The following is a 22,351-nucleotide window of genomic DNA, read 5'->3' as shown; positions in this document are numbered from 1 at the left end:
CGTGGTCATGTCAGGACCCGGTCGACGGCGGAGCGGCTGCGGGCCGGGCGCTTGCCGACGGAGGCGGGCCTGCGGGCCGGCCTGTTCCGCATCGAGTGCTTGGGCCCGGCCGGGGGTACGCCGGCAGCGGGGTCCGCCTCGACCGGCAGGCGGGCGGTGGCGACGGCCAGCAGCAGCACGAACGGGATGAGGACCGGGAGGGTGAGCAACGGCTCGCCGAACAGGCTGCACCCCGCGATCGCGGCCATGCCGAGCACTGCCGCCTCCGCCGTCGACTCACCGGCGCGCAGGCGTCGGCGGACCAGCCGGATCACCATGAACAGGAGTCCACCCACCAGGAGGACGCCGACGAGCCCGGTCTGGGTCAGCACCGTCAGGTAGGTGTTGTGGGCGTGGTTGAGGCTGTCGATCTGCACGTCGACGGCCGCCACGGTGACCTCGGACTGGAAGTACTCCGGCAGGTGGGCCCGGAAGTTCTGGAACCCGACGCCGACCACCGGGTGATCGGCCGCCATCCGTAGGGCGCTGAGCCACAGGTCCAGGCGGACGCTGCTGGAGCTGTCCAGTCGTCCGTCCACCGTGGTGTAGGCGATCCGTTCGGCCACCTTGTCGGGCACCAACTGCACGCCGGTCAGGCCGACCGCGAGTACGACGACCATGCCGGTGAAGGCCAGGGCCACCGTGCGGCGTCGCTGGATCACGAAGCTGAGCAGGAGCAACGCCCCACCGATGTACGTCGAGCGGCTGTAGGACAGCACCACGCTGACGGTGATGGCGCCGACCCCCACGACGGTCAGGAGGCGGGCCGCACGCGACACGTCCGGCCGCAGCCTGGAGAGCAGCACGGCGAGCGCCAGCAGCAACATCGGCCCCCACGCGTTGTGGTTCAGGCCGCTGAGCGACTCGGCCAGGGCCGGGTTCTCCTCGGTGAGCATCGGTGTCCCGACCAGGGCGAGCGCGGCGTGGACCAGACCGACGGCGGTGGCCGCGACGGCGAAGACGAGCAGCACGCTCCTCGATCGGGCCCGGGCACTGTCGATGAGCGGTATGCAGGCCAGCGGAACGGCGATCACGGCGACCGACCGGAACGCCTGGTTGGGCTGACCACCGACTGCCACACCGAGAGCGAGGAGGCAGGTCAGGGCGGTGACGATGAGGACGGCGGGCATGCTGCGCCGGGCCGGACGGCCCCGCAGCAGCGTGCCGACGAGGGTGCAGAGGATCAGTGCCAGCAACGGTGTGGTGTCCGGTGCCAGGGCGATGGGCAACTGCGACGCGGGCACCGCCAGCGCGATGCAGTAGAGGCCGAACCCGGGCAGGGTGATGACGAGCACCACCACAGCGAGGGCAGCCAGTCGCAGCAGGAGCGTGGTGTCCTGCACCGCGACCACGCCGGCGGCCGTGCCGGCGACGAGTACGCCGGCCGCCCTGCCCCACTCCGGCAGCATGGATTCGCGTTCGCGTCGTGGTGACCTCGCGTGCCGGTCCCCGTGTTCGATCGTCATGTTCGTCGGACCGTTTCTCCGGCCCTGGACAGGCCGGTAACCGAGGAAGGCCCAGCCGACGACCAGGCCATAGAAGACGTATCCAGCCGATACGGCGAGGCCCGCTCCGAGGGTGCCGAACCGTGGAATGAGGACTGCCATGGCGGCCAGCCCGGCGGCGGCGGCGCCGACGGCCGCCAGGGTCGGCGGGCCCGGGCGGTCGACCGCCGTGAGGTAGCTCTGCGCGGTGCGGGCGACCGCGAGCACGATGAGGCCGGGCAGCATCGCCCACAGCACCGGTACGGCCTCGGCGAACTGCGGCCCGAAGAGCAACGGGAAGACCAGCGGCGCGACCGCGGCCAGCACTCCCGCCCCGGCCGCGGTGATGAGCAGCGTCCACCCGGACATCCGGCGGACGGTGTGCCAGTCGGCGCCACCGTGCGCGACCGCCGGCACCAGGATGAGACTGAGCGCCACCGGCAGCACCAGGAGCATCTCGGCGAACGGCACCGCCACCGCGTAGACGCCGACGCCACCCGCACCGGACAGGAGGTGGATGGCGGGGACCTGACTGCGGACCATCGCGAACTGGGCCAGGTTCGGTGCGTAGACCCGGCGGGCGAAGGCCCGGTACGCCGCCGCGTCCTCGGGCGGGCCGGGCTCGCGGCTCAACGGCAGCGCGCGGACCAGCAGCGCCGCCGCGGTGCAGCCCTGCCCCAGGAGGTACGCGCCGATCACCGTGTTGGTGTCCGCCCGACCTGTCACCGTCAGGACGACGAGCAGCACACCGTAGACGAGCAGCCCTCCGATGACGGTCAGGTTGTAGACCGATGCCCGACTACGGCCGATCTCGGCCGTGCCGAGCAGGGAGGAGAGCAGCACCACCGGGCCGAGGGCCAACGCCAGGCCGAGGGTGAGCGGGTCGAGCCCGATCCGTACGGCCGGTCCGACCACCACCGCCAGTGCTCCCCAGGTGGCCGCCACCCCGACTCCCACCGTCCCGACGTGGCGCAGGCTCCACCACACCGTTCGACGGTGGGCGTCGACCGAACCGCCGGCGTACCGGAGGTTTGCCGTCTCCATCCCCACGGTGAGGAGCGCTCCGAAGATCGAGGCGCAGGCGAGGACGACCGCCACCACGCCCCGGTCGTGCGGGCCGAGCACCCGGGCCGCCAGCACCCCTGTCGCCAGGCTGACGGCGAGCAGGACCACCCGGGTCCCGACCGATCCGGCGGCGGCGGCCGACATCGTGCTCTCCGAGACGCGCGTCGGGCCGCCGGGCTCGGTGCGTGAAGGGTCGGGTTCGGCCAGGTCACGGCAGTCGGCCGCCGCGAGCCCTGCATCCGTACCCGGGGCGGTGCCCGGACCGGGAGGCGGCGTCGCGGCCGTCACGTGGCAACTTCCGACAGGCGACCGGACTGCGGCAGTGGACGACCGTCGAGTGCCGCCCGGTAGATCGCCTCGACGTCGGCAACCGTCCGTTCGATGTCGAACAGGTGCAGGCAGCGGTCGCGTCCGAGCCGGCCCATGGCGGCCCGCCGCTCAGGAGCCTGCAACAGGTCGCTGACGGCGTCGGCGAGCGCCGCCGGGTCGGCCGGGGGCACCAGCAGGCCGCTCTCCCCGTGCTGCACGGTGTCGGGCAGCCCGCCGACGTCGCTGGCCACCACGCCCCGCTCCATCAACAGCGCCTCGACGGTGGCGTACGACGCGGATTCGTCGAGCGATGGTGTGACCGCCACGTCGAGGCCGGCCAGGACGTTCTGCACGTCGGTGCGGCGGCCGGTGAAGTGCACCCGCTCGGCCACGCCCAACCGGGCGGCGCGCTGCTCCAACTCGCGTCGGTAGCCGACGTCCCCGGTGAACTCGTCGCCGACGACGAAGAGGTAGGCTGCCGGCACCCGGTCCAACAGGCGCGGCGCCGCGTCGATGAAGACCTCGTGGCCCTTGAAACCGATGTCCTGGAACGCCTGCAGCCGGCTGCGGTACATGTGCGCGAGCATCCCGACGGTGGGGGTGTCGGCGGGCAGCCCGAACTCCGCGCGGAACGGCTGCCCGCTCGCGGTCGGGTCGAGTCGGTGCACGTCACACCCGTAGTGGCTGACCGTCACCGTCCGCGCCCCGAGGCGTCGGTACCGTTCGGCGAAGGCGTGGCACGACCCGATCAGCACGTCCACCCGGGGCAGGGTCGCGCGGTCGAGGCGGCTGAACAGCGGGCTGCGCAGGTGCACGGCGCCGGCGATCTGGTTGACGAGCAGCGGCCGTGCAGCGGCCAGGCTGGCCAACCGGCAGGCGATGTTGGCCTTCACCAGGTGGCCGTGCACCACATCGGGGTCGAACCGTCTGATCAGGCGGACGAGGCGCAGTTGAGCCGCCGCGACCCGGGGGAGTTGCTGTGGGCGCCAGCCGGACATCTGCACCACCTCGGTGCGGATTCCGGCTGCCCGGAGGCGGGCGGTCAGCGGACCCTCGCCCGGTACGACCGCACACACGTCGTGGCCGCGCCGCGCCAACCCGGTCACCTGATCGTGGAACCAGTCGCCGCCGACGGCTGTGCTTGTCACCTGGAGTACGCGCAGTGGCCGTTCGCTGGCACTGCGGGGGTGTGTGCTCACGTCCTGCTCCTCGTGCCGGGCCACGTGGGCACGGCGTCGGTGTCGATCCCGTCTGGGGTCGGTCGGTGCTGCTCAGCGCGCCGGTACGCCCTTGACCACGGCGGCGGCGGGCACGTCCCGGGTGACACACGCGCCAGCGCCGACCGTGGCGTCCCGACCGACCCGCAGCCCCTGCAGCACCGCGGCGGTGGTGCCGATCAGCACCGCCTCGCCGAGTTCGCAGTCGCCGGAGACGGCCGCGAGCGGGTTCACCGAGACGAAGTCGGCGAGTGTGCTGTCGTGGCCGACCGTGACGTTCTGGTTGAGGTGGACGTGCCGGCCGATGGTCACGTTCGTGGTGACCCGGGCACCCGCGAACGCCACGAAGCCTGGGCCGTGGCGGGTGTCCGGCCCGATCGTCGCCTCGGGGTGGACGAGGCTCGTCGCCGGCGTCGCGTACGCGTCGACACGCTCGGCCACCGCGCGTCGTACCCGGGGATCCCCGATACCGATGACGTGGTGGGTGTCCGCCGGGGCGTCGCGCAGCCACGCCAGCCCGCCGAGGTACCGCACGTCCAGCTGCTGAACCCGTTTCAGGTTCACCTCGCTGGGCCGGTCGTCGACGAAGCCGAGCAGGCGCCAGCACGGTTGGTCCGCTTCGGCGTTCATGGCGCGGGCGATGGTCAGCGCCTCACGGCCGTGGCCACCGCACCCCACGATCACCAGCGGAATCGTCATGCTGTCCGTCCCGTCGCCTGCCCGGTGAGGAACTCGTCGATCGCCTCGAACACCCTGCCGACCTGCTGTTCGGTCAGGGCGCTGCCGCTGGGCAGGGTGAGTCCGTGGGTGAAGAGTCGGTCGGCGGCGCCGGTCAGCAGACTGTCCGCGCCGACGAAGACGGGCTGACGGTGCATCGGGTTCCAGACCGGCCGGGTCTCGATGTGGTGGCCGGCGAGATGCGCCGCCAGGTCGGCGGCCCGCCAGCCGCACTGTTCCTCGTCGACGGTGATGACGGTGAGCCAGCAGTTCGAGCCGGCGTCGTCGAGGCCGACCAGTTCGACTCCGGGGACCGGCGCGAACACCTTGGCGTACTGGTCGCGGAGGTGACGGCGTCGGGCGATCATCCCGTCCAGCCGGACGAGCTGGGCCCGGCCGAGTGCGGCCAGCAGGTTGCTCAGCCGATAGTTGTAGCCGGTCTCGCGGTGTTCGTAGTGCGGCGTCGGTTCTCGTGCCTGGGTGGAGAGGTGGCGGGCTCGGGCCAGCAGGGCCGCGTCGTTGGACACGAGCATCCCACCGCCGGAGGTGGTCATGATCTTGTTGCCGTTGAAGGAGAGTGCCCCCACCTGCCCGAAAGACCCGGCTGGGCGTCCTCGATGGTGCGCGCCGAGCGCCTCCGCGGCATCCTCGACAAGCGGGATCCCGGCGTCGGCGCAGATCGGGACCAGTCGGCTGTAGTCCACGCAGCTGCCGAACATGTCCACCGGCACGACCGCGCCGACCCGCTCGCCGGCGGACCGCGACCGTCGTACCGCCTCGTCGACCAGGCCGACGTCGACGTTGCCGCTTCGGGGGTCACAGTCGACGAAGATCGGCCGGGCCCCGATGTAGCGGACCGCGTTGGCGGTGGCGATGAAGGTGAGGGTGGGCACGACGACCACGTCGCCGGGGCCCACTCCCACGCCGAGCAGGGCCAGGTGCAGCGCGGCGGTCCCGGAGTTGACGGCGACCGCGCCGTCCGTACCGACCCGTTCGGCGACGTCGCGTTCGAATGCCTGGAGGTCGGGGCCGACCGGGGCCACCCAGCCGGAGCGGAGCGCGGCCACGAGGTACGACTCCTCCAGCGGCCCGACGTCCGGCGGTGACAGGTACACCGTCTGACTCATCGGACACCGCCCGAGCGGGTACGCATCGGTTCGGAGTTTCCGCGTGGCGGCGGTGACCAGCGTGGCGTCCCGAGGAATTCGGGTGCCGTGACGGAGCCGGCGGCGGAGATCCCCTCGCGGCGCAGTACCGTCCGTACGGTCCCGGCGATGATCTTCAGGTCTACCCGGAGGTTGTGGCTGTCCACGTACCGCACATCGAAGTCCAGCTTCTCCTCCCAGCTCAGGCTGTTGCGCCCGCGTACCTGGGCCAGGCCGGTGACGCCGGGACGGACCTCGTGCCGTCGGGCCTGGTGGGGCGAGTAGCGGCTGAGGTACTCCGGGAGCAGCGGTCGCGGGCCGACCAGACTCATGTCACCGCGCAGCACGTTCCACAGCGTCGGTAGCTCGTCCAGGCTGGTGGCGCGCAGCCACCGTCCGAGCGGGGTGAGCCGGTCGCGGTCGCCGAGCAGGCCGAGCCTCAGGTTGGGCGGCCGCATGGTGCGGAACTTGACCATTTCGAAGGGCTCTCCGTGCCGCCCGGCACGGCACTGGCGGAACAGGACCGGTCGACCGAGACCAACCGTGACCAGGACCGCCACCATGATCAACAGTGGCGTTGCAAGGATGAGGGCGACCGCGGCCACGACCACGTCGATGATTCGCTTGCTCCGCTGCGGGCTGCTCCGGCGCAGGGACAGGTCGGCATCCACGAGACCACCAGGCACTGGCACGTTGTGACCTCCCACGTGACCTACACAAAACGTACGCATTTGTCATATCAGGCATAGACAGTGTGTCGACGGCGAATAGCGACACTGGGCCCGCATTCCCCCGATCAACCCCGAAACCCCGTAGTCGGACACGGCCAGATCTGTGGCGTTGTGCGGCTCCGGTGGTCATCCGCCCGAGCGGCAGGCACGCGTCGGCCACTCAGGCGGGCAAGAACTGGCCGGTCGGGCGATAGTGACGAGAGGGTTGCGGAGAGTAGCAACGCCTGGCGTGAAGGTCGGCGTGTCAGGAGCGCCAGATCGGTCGGATGTGGGTCCTGGTGGCGCGCCCTCCTGCGATCGGCGCGGCCGGCGGCCGGGTAGGGTCTCGACCGGCCAGTCGGGCGAGCAGGGGACCGGCGGTCGGCGAGGGGGAGGACGCGTGCTGCACCTGAGGGTGATCGCTCCGCCGGAGCAGTCGGCGGACGTGATCGACCTGTTGGCGGCCGAGCCCGGCGTGACCCATCTGGTGGTGCAGCCCGGCGTCGCCCGGAAACCCGTGGGCGACCTCATTCAGTGCGACGTCGTCCGGGAGAGCGCCGACCGGGTGTTGCGGGAGTTGCAGCGGATTGGCGTGGACGCCACCGGCGGCATCGCGGCCGACGATGTGGAGTTGACCGTCTCCGCCGCGGCGGACAGGGCGGCGGAACGGGCACCGGGGAGCGGAGCGGACGCGGTGGTCTGGGACGAGATCGCCGCGAAGACCGGTGAGCAGACCGAACTTTCCGGCACCTACCTCGTGCTGATCGTGGTGGCCACCATGATCGCCGGCATCGGTGTGCTGTTGGACCAGCCGATCCTCATCGTCGGGGCGATGGTGGTCGGTCCGGAGTTCGGCCCGCTCGCCGCGCTCTGCGTGGCGCTGCTACGCCGCCGGTTCGACGTGATCGGCCGTTCGGTGCTGGCCCTGACTGTCGGTTTTGTCGCGGCCATGGCGGTCACCGTGCTGAGCACCTGGGCGCTGACCGCCGCCGATCTGGTCAGCCGGGAGATGCTGCTCGCCGAACGCCCGCTCACCAACTTCATCTGGCGACCGGACGCGTTGTCCTGGGTGATCGGTCTGCTTGCCGGGGTGGCCGGGATGCTCTCCCTGACGTCGAAGAAGTCCGGCAGCCTGGTCGGGGTGTTGATCTCGGTGACCACGGTGCCGGCCGCGGCGAACGTCGCAGTGGCCGCCGCCTACGGAGTGTGGGACGAGGCGGGCGGCTCGGCACTCCAACTGGTGATCAACCTGTGTGCGATCGTCCTGGCCGGGCTGCTCACCCTCGTGGTGCAGCAGGTCTGGTGGTGGTACCTGGCTCGCCGGGCCCGCCGTCCAGCAGTCGGGTGAGCAGCGTCCGCAACGGGATCGACTCTCCGTCGCGGCCACCCGCCCCGACGACCAACGGCGCCGGGCTCGGCTGCGGGTCGACACCGAAGATCCAGGCCCGCAGACCACCCGGCACGTTCAGCAGGTGGAAGCGGCCGGCCACGTCCACCGCCCGGGTCTCGGCCCGGTCGACGTACCACCCGGTCAGCCCGGTCCGGTAGCGACCACGGCCGTCGTAACCCCGGGCGACCAGGCGGGTGGGAGGCAGCCCGCGCCGGATCGCCTCGGCCACGAACCAGGCCACCAGCTCCGCCGCCTCGGACTGCTCGGCCGCCCGCCGCCGCGTCTCCGCGTCGGCGTGCGCCCGCACCGCCTGCCGCTGCTGGTCCCGCCACGTCCGACCGTCGGGCTCACTCACGACCTCAACGGTACGCGACAGGCCCATTCGAGTACGGTCCGCACTGCGCGCCGCGCGATCGCCGTCGGCGGCCGGCCCGTTCCGCCGTAGGGGCTGCCGCGGGCCGACCCGGGGGTGCGTCAGCTGTTCGCGGCGCGGACGCAAGCGCGTTGATCGCTGGGCCAGCGCCCACGCCCGCCCTCCCGCGTGTTGTCGTCCACGCTCACCGGTACGTCTCCCGCGAATCCGCGTCGACAGGTGCCCCAGCCGACCCCCACTGGCCGGCCGCAGCCCTCCACCGTCTGGCCGCCGGTCCACTCGAAAGACGGCCGCGACTGTCAATCTTGGACACTTTCCGTTACGCGCTAACGGAAAGTGTCCAAGATTCACCCGGAAGCGCGGCGCTCGGAAGCGCCGCCGGGAACGCCGCCGGGAACGCCGCCCGGGATGCCGCAGGCATCCCGGGCGCCGTCGTCAATTGGTCTGGTCAGGCAAGCCCGGCGCGGCGCAGGGCCTCCGCCATCGCGTCGTTGGCCGGAGCCGACCCGCCCTGCCGCTGCTGGCCGCCGCGACCGCCCTGGCCACCCTGCCCACCGCGACCGCCCTGCGAGCCGCGACCGATCTGCCCACCCTGGCCACCGCGACCGCTCTGCCCACCACGGTCGCCCTGCGCGCCGCGACCGCCCTGGCCGGCCTGTGCGCCCTGCCCGCCGCGACCGCCCTGGCCGCCCGGACCGCCCTGGCCGCCCGGACCGCGCTGGCCGCCGCGACCACCCGGTCCGCCGCGACCCTCCTGGCTGGTCCGGTCGCCCCGACCGGCGTCGGCACCTGGCTCGTCGTCCAGGCGCAGGGTCAGCGAGATGCGCTTACGGGGTACGTCCACGTCGAGCACCCGGACCTTGACCACGTCGCCGGACTTGACCACCTCGCGGGGGTCCTTCACGAAGGTCCGGGACATCGCCGAGACGTGCACCAGACCGTCCTGGTGCACCCCGACGTCGACGAACGCGCCGAACGCGGCCACGTTGGTGACCACTCCCTCCAGCACCATCCCCGACGTCAGGTCACTGATCTTCTCCACCCCCTCGACGAAGGTGGCGGTGCGGAACTCCGGGCGGGGGTCGCGGCCCGGCTTCTCCAGCTCGGCGAGGATGTCGGTGACGGTGGGCAGGCCGAACCGCTCGTCGACGAAGTCGGTGGCCCGCAGCCCGCGCAGGATCCCACTCTTGCCGATCACCGAGCGCAGGTCCTGCCCGGTGGTGGAGAGGATGCGGCGCACCACCGGGTACGCCTCGGGGTGCACGCTTGACGAGTCCAGCGGGTCGTCCCCGTCCGGGATGCGCAGGAAGCCGGCGCACTGCTCGAACGCCTTCGGCCCGAGCCGGGCCACCTTCTTCAGCGCGGTACGCGAGCGGAACGGGCCGTTGGCGTCCCGGTGCAGCACGATGTTCTCGGCCAGGCCGGCGCCGATCCCGGAGACCCGGGTGAGCAGGGGTGCGGAGGCGGTGTTGACGTCCACCCCGACCGCGTTGACGCAGTCTTCCACCACCGCGTCGAGCGACCGGGACAGCTTCACCTCGGACAGGTCGTGCTGGTACTGACCGACCCCGATCGAGCGCGGGTCGATCTTGACCAGCTCGGCGAGCGGGTCCTGGAGCCGCCGGGCGATGGAGACCGCGCCGCGCAGCGACACGTCCATCCCCGGCAGTTCCTGCGAGGCGTACGCGGAGGCGGAGTAGACCGACGCGCCGGCCTCGGAGACCATCACCTTGGTCAGGTTGAGCTGCGGGTGCCGGGCGATCAGGTCAGCGGCGAGCTTGTCGGTCTCGCGGGAGGCGGTGCCGTTGCCGATCGCGATCAGCTCCACCCCGTGCGCCCCGGCCAGTCGGGCGAGGGTCTCGACCGACGCGTCCCACTGCCGGCGCGGCTCGTGCGGGTAGATGGTGTCGGTGGCGACCACCTTGCCGGTGGCGTCCACCACTGCCACCTTCACCCCGGTCCGCAGGCCCGGGTCCAGGCCCATCGTGGGTCGGGTGCCGGCCGGCGCGGCGAGCAGCAGGTCCCGAAGGTTGGTGGCGAAGACCCGCACCGCCTCCTCCTCGGCCGCCTGCCACAGCCGCAATCGCAGGTCCGCGCCGAGGTGGATGAGGATTCGGGTACGCCACGCCCAGCGCACCGTGTCGGTCAGCCAACGGTCGGCCGGGCGGCCCGCGTCGGACACCCCGAACCGGCCGGCGATCGCCGCCTCGTACCGGCTGGGCCCGGTCGGTACGGCGTCCGCCTCGCCCGCCTCCTCCGGCTCCATCGTCAGGTCGAGCATGCCCTCCTTCTCGCCCCGGAACATCGCCAGGATCCGGTGCGAGGGCAGCTTCGGGTACGGCTCGGAGAAGTCGAAGTAGTCGGCGAACTTCGCGCCGGCGGTCTCCTGACCGTCGCGTACCCGGGAAACCAGCCGGCCCCGCGACCACATCTGCTCGCGCAGCGTGCCGATCAGGTCGGCGTCCTCCGCGAAGGTCTCGATGAGGATCGCCCGCGCGCCATCGAGCGCGGCGGCGGCGTCGGCGACGCCCTTCTCCTCGTCGACGAATGCGGCGGCGGTGGCCTTCGGGTCCTGGGTCGGGTCGGCAAGCAGCGTCTCGGCCAGCGGCGCGAGCCCGGCCTCGCGGGCGATCTGCGCCCGGGTCCGCCGCTTCGGCTTGTACGGAAGGTAGATGTCCTCCAGCCGGGCCTTCGAGTCGGCGGCCATGATCTGCGCTTCCAGGGCCTCGTCCAGCTTGCCCTGACCGCGGATCGACTCCAGCACCGCGGCCCGCCGCTCGTCCAACTCGCGCAGGTAACGCAGCCGCTCCTCCAGGGTGCGCAGCTGGGTGTCGTCGAGCAGGCCGGTGGCCTCCTTGCGGTAGCGGGCGATGAACGGCACGGTGGCGCCGCCGTCGAGCAGGTCCACGGCCGCCCGCACCTGACGCTCGGCCACGCCGAGCTCGTCGGCGATGCGCTGATGAACAGACTGGGTCACGATCTCGATCCGCCTTCGACTCGATCCGCCCTCAGAGAGCGGGTACGCCTGCATTGTGCCGGGCGGCCCCGACGGTTGTCGTCGCGCCCGGCCGGGATGACCCGGCGGCGCTCCCTCGCGGCCTGCGCTAGCGTGGCGATCATGGAATCTGTCGCGGAGCCGCGCGCCCGACGGCTCTTCGGCGGCAGCGCCCGGGCCCTCGGCGACCTCACGGCCAACCCGTTCCGCGCCGACCGGGACCGGATCGTCGGCTCGCCGTTCTTCGCCCGCCTCGGCGGTGTCACCCAGGTGATCAGCCCGGTCGGGTCCGGCCTGCTGGTGCACAACCGGCTCACGCACAGCCTCAAGGTCGCCCAGGTGGCCCGGTCCATCGCCGAGCGGCTGACCGCCGACGAGCGCTGGCGCGATCTGCTGGACAAGCTCGGCGGCTGCGATCCCGACGTGGTGGAGGCGGCCGCGCTCGCCCACGACCTCGGCCACCCACCGTTCGGGCACCTGGGGGAGCGGGTGCTGGACCGGCTGGCCCGTCAGCGTCTCGGCCTCTCCGACGGTTTCGAGGGCAACGCCCAGTCGTACCGGATCGTCACCAGCACCGAGATCCGCGGCGCCGCCACCACCGGCCTGGACCTCACCGCGGCGGTCCGTGCGGCGATGCTGAAGTACCCGTGGACCCGGCTGGACCACCCCGACCCGCACCCCCGCACCATGGACCCGCCGCCGCGCGGGGCCACCCCGCCGCCGGACGACCCGGAGAGCGGCTCGTCGAAGTTCGGCGCGTACCGGACCGAGGTGGACGACCTGCGGCAGGCCCGGGAGCCGTTCGCCGGCCGCATCCCGGACTGGCAGCAGACCGTGGAGGCGTCCGTGATGGACACCGCCGACGACATCGCGTACGCCATCCACGACGTGGAGGACTTCTACCGGGTCGGTGTGCTCCAGCAGGGTTCGGTCTCCGCGGAGCTGATGGCCTGGCAGCGCGAGAGCGGGCAGCTCCGGGCGATCACCGACGCGGCGCTGGCCACGGCCGCCCGGCGCCCCGGGGCGGCGATCGAACGGCTACGGCGGCAGCTGCACCGCAAGGACGCCTGGATCGCCGACGACGACGCGTTCGCCGCCGCCGTCGAGCACGTCCGCGAGGAGCTGGTGGACGGGCTGCTGGCGATGCCGTTCGACGGCTCGATCGAGGCCGAGCAGTACGTGGCGCGCTTCTCCGCCCGGTGGTCCACCCGTTTCGTCGAGGCGATCACCGTCGCCGACACGCCGTCGGTGCGCTCCGGGCACGTGCTGCTGGGCTGTGCGCAGTGGCACGAGGTGCAGGTGCTCAAGTTCGTCCACCATCGGTTCGTGCTGGCCCGCCCGGACCTGGCCCTGCACCAGCGCGGCCAGGCCCGCCTGCTGGGCACCCTGGTCGAGGCGCTCTGGGAGTGGCTGCTCGACCCGGAGGAGGAGTCCCGGCTGCCCCGCCGGCTGCACGACCTGGTCGAGTTGGCCGAGGCGGAGCTGCACCCGCGTACCCCGGACCGGATCGGTCGCGCCCGGGGGCGGGCCATCGTGGACTTCGTCGCGCAGCTCACCGACGGTCAGGCGGTGGCCATGCTGGACGCGCTCTCCGGTCGGTCCGGCGCGCTCTGGACCGACGCGTTCGTGCTCTGACCCTGCCGCTCCGACCGGTGACCTGGCCCAGGCCGCAGGCCGTTCTGCTCAGGCGATGGCCTGCCACCAGCCGTCGACCGCTGGTGGCTCGTCGACCACCACCCGCTCACCCGGCCGGGGCACGGCGAGCCGCACGTCGCGGGCCTTCGCCTCGGCCCAGAGCCGGTCGACGGGCTCGGACCAGTCGTGCAGGGCCAGGTTGAACGTCGCCCAGTGCACCGGCACGAACAACCCGCCGCGCAGGTCGAGGTGGGCGTCGACCGCCTCCTCCGGGAACATGTGGATCGTCGGCCAGGCCCGGTCGTACGCGCCGATCTGCATCAGCGTCACGTCGAACGGCCCGTGCTCGGCACCGATCTCCGCGTACCCGTCGAAGTAGCCCGAGTCGCCGGTGTAGAAGACCTTGCGACGCGCCCCGGCCACCACCCACGAACTCCAGAGGGTGCCGTCGCGGCGCAGCCCTCGACCGGAGAAGTGCTGGGCGGCGGTGGCGGTGATCTCCAGGCCGGCGACCCGGTGCGACTCGGACCAGTCCAGTTCGATGATCCGCTCGGCGGGTACGCCCCAGCGTTCCAGGTGCGCGCCCACGCCGAGCGGCACCAGAAACGGCGCGGACTGCACGACGAGCAGCGCCCGCACGGTGTGCATGTCGAGGTGGTCGTAGTGGTCGTGCGAGATCAGGATGGCGTCCAGCCGGGGCAGCTGGTCGAGGTGTATCGGTGGCTCGTGCAGCCGGCGCGGGCCGACCAACCCGGAGGGTGAGCACCTGTCGCTCCACACCGGGTCTAGCAGCACCCGCCGGCCCTCGATCTCGATCAACGTCGAGGCGTGGCCGTACCAGACGATGTTGAGCTCGTCGGCGGCCTGCGGCGCGTCGACGCTGGGGCGCAGCAGCGGCACCGGCGCGGTGGGACGCCGCTTCTGCTTACCGAAGATCAGCTCGCGCACCAGGTTGCGCCCCGGCTCGGCGACCATCGTGCGGGTGCCGGCCCGGTTGTGGAAGGTGCCCTCGCGGAACTGCGGCGAGCGGGCCGCCCGTTCGGCCCGCGCCCCGCTGAGCCGGCCACCCAGCGCCGCCGGCACATCCCGGGCGACCCAGGCCAGGCCGGCCAGCGCGGCCAGGCCAGCCGCGCCCCGCATCCGCCGCCCGAGTGACCGTTCGACGTCAGTGCTCTGCGCTCGTGCCATTGCCGTCCCTCCGACGTGTCCGCCCTACACGGTAGTCACCCGGACCGAGCCGCGCCTCGGCGGTCGCCACGCCGGGTCGGTCGCCGGCAGCGACGACCGACCCGGGACGAGGTGGGGAGCCTGCTCAGCCGCCGTTGCTGGGGCGTCGGGCGGTGATCCGGAACGTCTTGCCCACGCCCGCGATCCGGTCCACGGCGGCCAGGAGCTTCGGGCCCATGGCGGCCCGGGCCTGCACCGCCGGGTGGGTCGCGCCGAAGTCCTCCGGGTTGGCCTGCCCGTCGGCGAAGAGGGCGTAGGTGAGGACCGCCGCGCCAGAGCGGTCGAAGATCACACCGGCCTCGTGCCGGGCGTCGGCAAACCAGCCGGCCTTGGTGGCGATCCGGGCCCGCTCGTCGGAGGACATCGTGCGCCGGATGCCGTCGGTGAACGCCACCGGGGAGCGCAGGATGCCCAGCAGGTACGTCGTCGAGGCGGGGGAGAGCAGCGTGCCAGCGACGAGGGCGCGCAGCAGGTCGTGCGTCTCGCGGGGGGTGCTGGTGCCGAGGAAGAAGCGGTTCGGGTTGGCCACCGGCTGGACCTGGGTGTTCGGGAAGCCCTTGGCCACCAGGATGGAGTTGATCTCGGCGGCCGGGGCGACCAGGCCGCACAGCCGCACCGCCGTGTCGTCCGAGACGGTCAGCAGGTTGGCCAGCACGTGCCCGATGGTGACCATGCTCGGGTACGCGCCGTCCAGGCTGAAGATGCCGTCACCGCCCGGCACGACGATCGCCGCGCTCACCTCGACCTGCTGGTCCAGGGTGAGCAGCCCCCTGTCGACCTTGTCGAGCACCGCCGTGGCCACGGCGATCTTGTTGACGCTGTACGCCTCGATCCGCCGGTCCGCGTCAGCCTCCACCGCGACCACCGGCGCACCGGCGGGGTCGGCGACGCTGACGTACGCCTGCCAGTTGCCGCCGGCCGCGGTGCTGTGCTTGGTGAAGACGGAGGCGACCCGGAGGGCGGCCCGAGCGGGGGTTGTCGGTGCGGCCTCGGTGGCCTCGGCGGCGCTCGCCGGGGCGGCAGCGCCCAGCACTGTGCCAGCGGTGGCCACAGTGCCCAACCCGAGTGCGGTCCTGCGGTTCAATCGCATCGTGAATCGTCTCCCCGATCGTGGTGCGCCGGAGCGCTTGCCAGCCCACCACCCTAGGCGAGTTGATCGACGCACGATGCCCCCCGAACGTGTCCCGAACAGTTCCGAACAAGGTCAGACGAACCGTCGACGCAGTGCCGCGCCCACCGCGCCGACCGGTCCGAGCACCAGTTTCCGCAGGTCAGGCAGGTGACCGCCGCGTACCGCCTCGCCGACCGGGTTCGCGGTGAAGACCGAGCCGTCGTGCGCGGCGACTGAGCGTCCACTCAGGCCAGCCGCTCGCATCAGCGGCCCGACGAGGACGTCGTAGACCCCCGGCAGCACGGTGAAGCCGGCCCGCAGCACCACGTTGAGCCGGCCCACCGAGACCTCCCGGCGGGGCCGGTCGGCACAGTCCACGATGGCCCTGGCCACCCGCTGCGGGCTGGTGACCGGCGGCGGAGGTCGCCCGATCCGGCCCAGATAGTTGGCCGCCTGCTGGTAGACGGGAGTGTCCACACTGCCCGGGTTGACCAGGCACAGTCGGATCTCCGGGCTGTCGCGCAACTCCTGCTGCACCGTCCGGGCCAGACCCTGCAACCCCCACTTGCTCGCCACGTACGCGCCCATGTACGGCGCGGTGACGTGCCCCAGCACCGAACCGGTGACGATCACCGTCCCGGCGCCGGTGCCCCGGAAGTGCCGCAGCGCCACCCGTATCGAACCGGCGGCGCCGAGCAGGTCCGTCCGCACCACCTGGTCGAAGACCCGCCCGGGCAGCTCGTCGAAGCGACCGTAGGCCATCACCGCCGCCGTGTGCACCCACACGTCGACACGGCCGAAGCGGTCGAGCGCGGCCTCCGCGAGCGCGTCGAGCGCGTCCGGCTCGGTCACGTCGGTCGGCACGGTCAGCACGTCGACGTCGGAGCACTCCGCGCGTACCTCGGCCAGGGTCGTGGCGGCGCGGGCGGCGAGGACCAGGCGGTCGCCGCGCTCGGCGAACGCCCGGGCCGTCGCCCGGCCGATCCCGCTGCTCGCGCCGACGACCACGACCACCCGGCTCACCGCACTCTCGCACTCATGGTTCGAGGACGACCTTGATGCAGCCGTCCTCCTTCTTCTGGAACATCTCGTACGCCTGCGGCGCCCGGCCCAGCGGCAGCCGGTGGGTACGCAGGTCCTCCACGCCCAGCGGGTCGTCGTCGCCGGAGAGCAGCGGCAGGATCTCGTCGGTCCACCGACGCACGTGACACTGCCCCATCCGTAGCTGGACGCCCCGGTCGAACATCTCCATCAGCGGCATCGGGTCCGCCTCGCCGCCGTACACCCCGGAGACCGACACGGTGCCGCCACGACGAACCCCCTTGAGTGCGGCGTGCAGGACGGACAGCCGGTCGACGCCCGCGCGGTCGGTCATCGTCTGGGCCAGTTTGTCCGGCAGCAGCCCGACCGCGGCGTGGGCGAGCTTGCCCACCGGCGAACCGTGCGCCTCCATCCCGACCGCGTCGATCACCGCGTCCGGGCCCCGACCGTCGACCAGGTCGATCAACGCGCCCGGCACATCGGACAACTGGCTCACGTCGAGCACCTCGATGCCGTGCCGGCGGGCCAGCTCCAGCCGCTCCGGCACCAGATCCAACCCGATCACCCGGCCCGCGCCGAGGTGACGGCCGATCCGCGCGCAGAACTGCCCGACCGGGCCCAACCCGAAGACGGCCAGGGTGCCGCCCGGCGGGGTGTCCGCGTACTTCACCGCCTGCCAGGCGGTCGGCAGGATGTCGGACAGGTACAGGTAGCGCTCGTCGGCGCCGGTCTCCGGGATCTTGATCGGCCCGAAGTGGGCCTGCGGGACACGCAGGTACTCGGCCTGCCCGCCCGGCACCGAACCGTAGAGCGAGGTGTAGCCAAACAGGGCCGCACCCTTGCCCTCGCTGGTGACCTGGGTCGTCTCGCACTGCGCGTAGAGCTGGCGCGAACACATCCAGCAACTGCCGCAGGCGATGTTGAACGGCACCACCACCCGGTCACCCGGCTTGAGCCCGGTCACCTCCGACCCGACCTCCTCGACGATGCCCATCGGCTCGTGACCCAGGACGTCACCGGGCTTCAGGTACGGCCCGAGCACCTCGTACAGGTGCAGGTCGGAACCGCAGATCGCGGTCGAGGTGATCTTCACGATCGCGTCGGTCGGTTCCTCGATCCGAGGGTCCGGGACGTCCTCGACCCGTACGTCCCGCTTGCCCTGCCAGGTGAGCGCCTTCATGTCCCTCATCCCTTCGTACCGCCGTCTCGAAAGACTGCTACCCGGGCTCGGGCACTTGAACCGGCCGCCCGCCAGTTCCGCTGGTGCCTCGGGCTCCGCTCAGTGATCCACTCGCGTTCCTTGACGACGCGGTATCCGACGCCCCGTGACAGGCCGACTTCCTGAAACCCGAGTGGATCACGCGATCCGGGAGGGACCACCAGACCGGCCCACCACGAAGGCCGCCGTACCCCCGGGGAACGCGGGATACGGCGGCCTTGGTGGACGTCAGGAGCCGGGGGTGTTGTTGGCTCCCTTGGCGGTGGCCGCGAGGTAGTCGCGGTTGAGCCGGCCGATGGTGTTCAGCGGAATGCCCTTCGGGCAGGCCGGGGTGCACTCGCCGGCGTTGGTGCAGCCGCCGAAGCCGGCCTCGTCGTGTGCGTCGACCATGCCGATCACCCGGGTGTAGCGCTCGGGCTGGCCCTGCGGCAGCAGCGAGAGCTGGGTGAGCTTGGCGGCGGTGAAGAGCATGCCGGAGCCGTTCGGGCAGGCCGCGACGCAGGCGCCGCAGCCGATGCAGGCGGCCGACTCGAAGGCGGCGTCGGCGTTGGCCTTGGCCACCGGGGTGGAGTGGGCTTCGGGCGCGCTGCCGGTCGGCGCGGTGACGTACCCGCCGGCCGCGATGATCGTGTCGAAGGCGCTCCGGTTGACGACCAGGTCCTTGACGACCGGGAAGGCGCTGGCCCGCCACGGCTCGATGTCGATCGTCTCGCCGTCCTTGAACTGCCGCATGTGCAGTTGGCAGGCGGTGGTGCCGCGCTGCGGCCCGTGCGCGTCACCGTTGATCATCAGGCCGCACATGCCGCAGATGCCCTCGCGGCAGTCGTGGTCGAACGCCACCGGGTCCTCGCCCGCGAGGATCAGCCGCTCGTTGAGCACGTCGAGCATCTCCAGGAACGACATGTCCGGAGACACGTCGTCGACCGGGTAGGTCACCATCCGGCCCTTGTCCTCGGGGCCCTTCTGGCGCCAGATGCGCAGGGTCAGGTTCACTTGTAGCTCCGCTGCGTGGGGTGGACGTACTCGAATGTCAGGTCTTCCTTGTGCAGCACCGAGGGTTCGCCGTCGGCGGTGAACTCCCAGGCCGCCACGTACGCGAACTTCTCGTCGTCGCGCTGCGCCTCACCGTCGGGGGTCTGGTGCTCGGCCCGGAAGTGGCCGCCGCAGGACTCCTCGCGGTGCAGGGCGTCGATGCACATCAGCTCGGCCAGCTCGAAGAAGTCGGCGACCCGGCCGGCCTTCTCCAGCGACTGGTTGAGTTCCTCGCCGGTGCCGGACACCTTGACCCGCTGCCAGAACGCCTCGCGCAGGTCGCGGATCTCGCCGATCGCCTTGCGCAGCCCGGCCTCGCTGCGCTCCATGCCGCAGTGTTCCCACATGATCTGGCCCAGCTCGCGGTGGAACGAGTCGACGGTCCGGTCGCCGTCGACCGCCAGCAGCCGCCGGATCCGGTCCTCGACGTCGGTGCGCGCCTCGATCGCCGCCGGGTGGCTGGCGTCGACCTTGTCCAACCCGCCGGAGGCCAGGTAGTTGGCGATGGTGGTGGGCAGCACGAAGTAGCCGTCGGCGAGGCCCTGCATCAGCGCCGAGGCGCCGAGCCGGTTCGCGCCGTGGTCGGAGAAGTTCGCCTCACCGATCACGAACAGGCCGGGGATGTTCGACTGGAGGTCGTAGTCGACCCACAGGCCGCCCATCGTGTAGTGCACGGCGGGGTAGATCCGCATCGGCACCTCGTACGGGTCCTCGCCGGTGATCCGCTCGTACATCTCGAAGAGGTTGCCGTACTTGGCCTCGATGGCCTTGCGGCCCAGCCGGTTGATCGCGTCGGCGAAGTCGAGGTAGACGCCGAGCTTGGTCGGGCCGACGCCCCGGCCCTCGTCGCACACGTTCTTGGCGGCGCGGGAGGCGATGTCGCGGGGGACCAGGTTGCCGAAGGAGGGGTAGATCCGCTCCAGGTAGTAGTCCCGCTCGTCCTCCGGAATGTCCTTCGGGCTGCGGTCGTCGCCCTTGGCCTTCGGCACCCAGACCCGGCCGTCGTTGCGCAGCGACTCGCTCATCAGGGTCAGCTTCGACTGGTGGTCGCCGGAGACTGGGATGCAGGTGGGGTGGATCTGCGTGTAGCAGGGGTTGGCGAAGTACGCGCCCTTGCGGTGTGCCCGCCAGGTGGCGGTGACGTTGCAGCCCTTGGCGTTGGTGGAGAGGTAGAAGACGTTGCCGTAGCCGCCGGAGGCGAGCACGACGGCGTCGGCCATCTCGGTGCTGATCTCGCCGGTGACCATGTCCCGGACGACGATGCCGCGGGCCTTGCCGTCGACGAGGACCAGCTCCAGCATCTCGTGCCGGGTGTTCATCTCCACGTTGCCCAGGCCGATCTGCCGTTCGAGGGCCTGGTACGCGCCGAGCAGGAGCTGCTGGCCCGTCTGGCCCCGGGCGTAGAAGGTGCGCTGCACCTGGGCGCCACCGAAGGAGCGGGTGTCCAGCAGGCCGCCGTACTCGCGGGCGAACGGCACGCCCTGGGCCACGCACTGGTCGATGATGTTGACGGACACCTCGGCGAGTCGGTGCACGTTCGACTCCCGGGAGCGGAAGTCGCCGCCCTTGACGGTGTCGTAGAACAGCCGGTGCACGGAGTCGCCGTCGTTGCGGTAGTTCTTCGCCGCGTTGATGCCGCCCTGGGCCGCGATGGAGTGCGCGCGGCGCGGGCTGTCCTGGTAGCAGTAGGACTTGACGTGGTAGCCCTGCTCGGCGAGGGTCGCGGCGGCGGAGCCGCCGGCCAGGCCGGTGCCGACCACGATCACCGTCATCTTGCGGCGGTTGGCGGGGTTGACCAGCTTGGCCTCGAAGCGCCGCGTCTCCCAGCGCTTCTCGACCGGGCCGGCGGGTGCCTTGGTGTCGGCGATCGGGTCGCCCTCGGTGAAGAGATCCATGTCAGGACACCAATCCGGTGAGTACGGCGAACGGGACCACCAGGTATCCGGCGCAGAGCAGCACGGCGAAGACCAGGGCCGCGGCACGTGCCCGGCGCTCGCCGCGCGGTGTCTGCTGGCCGAGGCTGCGGAACGCGCTGAACGCGCCGTGGCGCAGGTGGAAGCCCACCGTGACGATGGCGAGCGTGTAGAAGAGCGTGACGTACCAGCGCTCCGGGGCGAAGTCGGCGACGACGTTGCCGTACGGCTTGCTCTCGTTGCCGACCGGGTTCAGCGTGCCGGTGGTCAGGTCCAGCAGGTGGTAGATCACGAAGAGCAGGATGATCACTCCACCCCAGCGCATCGTGCGGGCCGCGTAGCTGCCGTTGACCTTCTTGCGGTGGGCGTACTTGACCGGGCGGGCGGCGCGGGCACGCCGGGCCAGCACGGTGGCGGCCACGATGTGGGCGACGACCGCCACCACAAGCACGGTGCGCAGGATCCACAGGAACCAGACGCCGGGCAGCAGCGGCTTGCCGATGTCGCGCAGCCAGTGCGCGTAGTGGTCGAACGAGGTCTCCCCCGTGAACACCTTCAGGTTTCCGAGCATGTGCGCGATCAGGAACAGGACCAGCGCAATACCCGTCACCGCCATGACGGCCTTGAGGCCGACGTTCGAGCGGATGGGCGACCGAGTTTTCGTGATTACCACAGGACCGACGCTAGGAGCACTTCGATCAGTCGTCCAATGCATCAAACTCGCAGTGTTGATAGCCGTAAGCTATGTAGATGCAGCTCCATCAGCTCCGGTACTTCGTTGCGGTGGCCGAAGTACGACATTTCACCCAAGCCGCCGACATCGTGGGCATCACTCAGCCTTCTCTCAGTAAGCAAATTCACGCTCTGGAGGCCGACCTCGGGGCACCGCTGTTCGAGCGGGTAAGGGGCAACATCGCACTCACCGCGGCGGGGGAGGTGCTGCTGCCGTTGGCCACCCGGATCCTCGCCGACGTGGAGACCGCGACCCGCGAGGTCCAGGAGCTGGTCGGGCTGCGCCGGGGCCGCGTCCGCCTCGGCGCCACCCCCAGCCTGGCCACCTCGCTCGCCCCGCCGGTGCTGCGCCGGTTCCGCGACGCGCACCCCACCATCGACCTGCGCGTCGAGGAGGGCGGCTCCCAGGACCTGGTCCGTGACCTGCTCCGCGGCGACCTCGACCTGGCCCTGATCATCATGCCGGCGCAGGGGGCCGACCCGGGGCTGCGGGTCGACCCGATCCTGCGGGAGAGCCTGGTGGTGGCCTCGGTCGGGGAGGTGCCGACCGCGTCCACCACAGGCGAGCTGCACATCACCGACCTGCGGAACCAGCCGATGGTGATGTTCCGGGAGGGGTACGACCTGCGGGACGCCACCATCCAGGCGTGTCGGGCGGCGGGCTTCGAACCCACCTTCGCGGTGGACGGCGGCGAGATGGACGCGGTGCTCAGCTTCGTCGAGGCGGGGCTCGGCATCGCGTTGCTGCCGGGCATCGTGCTGGCCCGCCGGCCGGGCGTACGGATCACCCCGCTGGCGCCGCCCGGAGTGCGGCGGACCATCGCGGTGGCCCGCCGCCGCGACGTCGTACCCACCCACGCCGGTCGGGAGCTGCGGCGCATCCTGCTCGACTACGTCCAGTCGGCGATCGACCTCGGCGAACTGCCTCCCGGCGTCGAGCCATTGACCTGACCCCCGAGCCCGCCCCGCCGGCCGCCGCTACCGGGCGGCAGCGACC

At 71.7% G+C, this 22,351-nt stretch carries 17 protein-coding genes; 3 read left to right on the top strand and 14 right to left on the bottom strand.

The window, feature by feature from the left end; translation table 11 throughout:
* Positions 1–5: 5 nt before the first annotated feature.
* The 5 genes from AB0C15_RS07420 to AB0C15_RS07400 form a co-directional block, all read right to left on the bottom strand.
* Positions 6–2,732 carry an O-antigen ligase family protein gene (locus tag AB0C15_RS07420; RefSeq protein ID WP_357349658.1) on the bottom strand — a complete coding sequence of 909 codons (2,727 nt, stop codon included), beginning with the start codon at positions 2,730–2,732 and terminating at the stop codon, positions 6–8.
* 140 nt (positions 2,733–2,872) lie between these two features.
* Positions 2,873–4,096 (bottom strand): glycosyltransferase family 4 protein, encoded by a 1,224-nt coding sequence (locus AB0C15_RS07415; protein WP_357349657.1) that lies wholly within the window; start codon positions 4,094–4,096, stop codon positions 2,873–2,875.
* 72 nt (positions 4,097–4,168) lie between these two features.
* The gene (locus tag AB0C15_RS07410; protein ID WP_357349655.1) at positions 4,169–4,813 is read right to left on the bottom strand and encodes an acetyltransferase; all 645 of its coding nucleotides are present in this window, start codon (positions 4,811–4,813) and stop codon (positions 4,169–4,171) included.
* Entirely contained in the window at positions 4,810–5,958 is a 1,149-nt protein-coding gene (locus tag AB0C15_RS07405; protein ID WP_357349653.1) for an aminotransferase class I/II-fold pyridoxal phosphate-dependent enzyme, read from the bottom strand. The genes AB0C15_RS07410 and AB0C15_RS07405 overlap by 4 nt, the downstream gene beginning before the upstream one ends.
* A complete protein-coding gene (locus tag AB0C15_RS07400; RefSeq protein ID WP_357349651.1) occupies positions 5,955–6,668 on the bottom strand; it encodes a sugar transferase in 714 nt (237 codons plus the stop codon). The genes AB0C15_RS07405 and AB0C15_RS07400 overlap by 4 nt, the downstream gene beginning before the upstream one ends.
* A gap of 418 nt (positions 6,669–7,086) precedes the next feature.
* On the opposite strand from AB0C15_RS07400, the gene AB0C15_RS07395 reads away from it, so the two are divergent.
* Complete coding sequence (locus AB0C15_RS07395; protein WP_357349649.1) at positions 7,087–8,034, top strand: DUF389 domain-containing protein; 948 nt, start codon at positions 7,087–7,089, stop codon at positions 8,032–8,034.
* On the opposite strand, the gene AB0C15_RS07390 is transcribed toward AB0C15_RS07395, so the two are convergent.
* Positions 7,964–8,431: a hypothetical protein gene (locus tag AB0C15_RS07390; protein WP_357349647.1), complete on the bottom strand. Its 468-nt coding sequence runs from the start codon at positions 8,429–8,431 to the stop codon at positions 7,964–7,966. The genes AB0C15_RS07395 and AB0C15_RS07390 overlap by 71 nt on opposite strands.
* Before the next feature lie 466 nt (positions 8,432–8,897).
* Positions 8,898–11,426: a Tex family protein gene (locus AB0C15_RS07385; RefSeq protein ID WP_357349646.1), complete on the bottom strand. Its 2,529-nt coding sequence runs from the start codon at positions 11,424–11,426 to the stop codon at positions 8,898–8,900.
* Between the two features lie 141 nt (positions 11,427–11,567).
* Here AB0C15_RS07385 and dgt point away from each other — a divergent pair, with 141 nt between their 5' ends.
* Entirely contained in the window at positions 11,568–13,079 is a 1,512-nt protein-coding gene (dgt, locus tag AB0C15_RS07380) for a dGTP triphosphohydrolase (RefSeq protein WP_357349644.1), read from the top strand.
* A gap of 48 nt (positions 13,080–13,127) precedes the next feature.
* Here the strand turns inward: dgt and AB0C15_RS07375 are convergent, their stop codons facing one another.
* From AB0C15_RS07375 to AB0C15_RS07345, 7 genes are all read right to left on the bottom strand, one after another.
* Positions 13,128–14,267: an MBL fold metallo-hydrolase gene (locus AB0C15_RS07375; protein WP_357349641.1), complete on the bottom strand. Its 1,140-nt coding sequence runs from the start codon at positions 14,265–14,267 to the stop codon at positions 13,128–13,130.
* Between the two features lie 124 nt (positions 14,268–14,391).
* Positions 14,392–15,396 (bottom strand): serine hydrolase, encoded by a 1,005-nt coding sequence (locus AB0C15_RS07370; protein ID WP_357349639.1) that lies wholly within the window; start codon positions 15,394–15,396, stop codon positions 14,392–14,394.
* Positions 15,397–15,510: 114 nt separating this feature from the next.
* A complete protein-coding gene (locus AB0C15_RS07365; protein ID WP_357349636.1) occupies positions 15,511–16,440 on the bottom strand; it encodes an SDR family NAD(P)-dependent oxidoreductase in 930 nt (309 codons plus the stop codon).
* A gap of 13 nt (positions 16,441–16,453) precedes the next feature.
* The gene (locus tag AB0C15_RS07360; RefSeq protein ID WP_357349634.1) at positions 16,454–17,638 is read right to left on the bottom strand and encodes a zinc-dependent alcohol dehydrogenase; all 1,185 of its coding nucleotides are present in this window, start codon (positions 17,636–17,638) and stop codon (positions 16,454–16,456) included.
* Between the two features lie 267 nt (positions 17,639–17,905).
* Entirely contained in the window at positions 17,906–18,670 is a 765-nt protein-coding gene (locus AB0C15_RS07355) for a succinate dehydrogenase/fumarate reductase iron-sulfur subunit (protein WP_357349632.1), read from the bottom strand.
* Positions 18,667–20,604 (bottom strand): fumarate reductase/succinate dehydrogenase flavoprotein subunit, encoded by a 1,938-nt coding sequence (locus tag AB0C15_RS07350; RefSeq protein WP_357349630.1) that lies wholly within the window; start codon positions 20,602–20,604, stop codon positions 18,667–18,669. Before AB0C15_RS07350 ends, AB0C15_RS07355 begins: the two co-directional genes overlap by 4 nt.
* Position 20,605: 1 nt before the next feature.
* Positions 20,606–21,337, bottom strand: coding sequence for a succinate dehydrogenase cytochrome b subunit (locus AB0C15_RS07345; RefSeq protein WP_357349891.1), 732 nt, complete (start codon positions 21,335–21,337; stop codon positions 20,606–20,608).
* Positions 21,338–21,372: 35 nt separating this feature from the next.
* Between AB0C15_RS07345 and AB0C15_RS07340 the strand changes: the two genes are divergently transcribed.
* Positions 21,373–22,305 carry a LysR family transcriptional regulator gene (locus AB0C15_RS07340; protein WP_357349628.1) on the top strand — a complete coding sequence of 311 codons (933 nt, stop codon included), beginning with the start codon at positions 21,373–21,375 and terminating at the stop codon, positions 22,303–22,305.
* Positions 22,306–22,351: the final 46 nt, after the last annotated feature.

It is taken from the genome of Micromonospora sp. NPDC048835 (genome assembly GCF_040649995.1).
Lineage (GTDB): Bacteria > Actinomycetota > Actinomycetes > Mycobacteriales > Micromonosporaceae > Micromonospora.
This window is presented reverse-complemented; position numbering and strand designations above follow the sequence as displayed.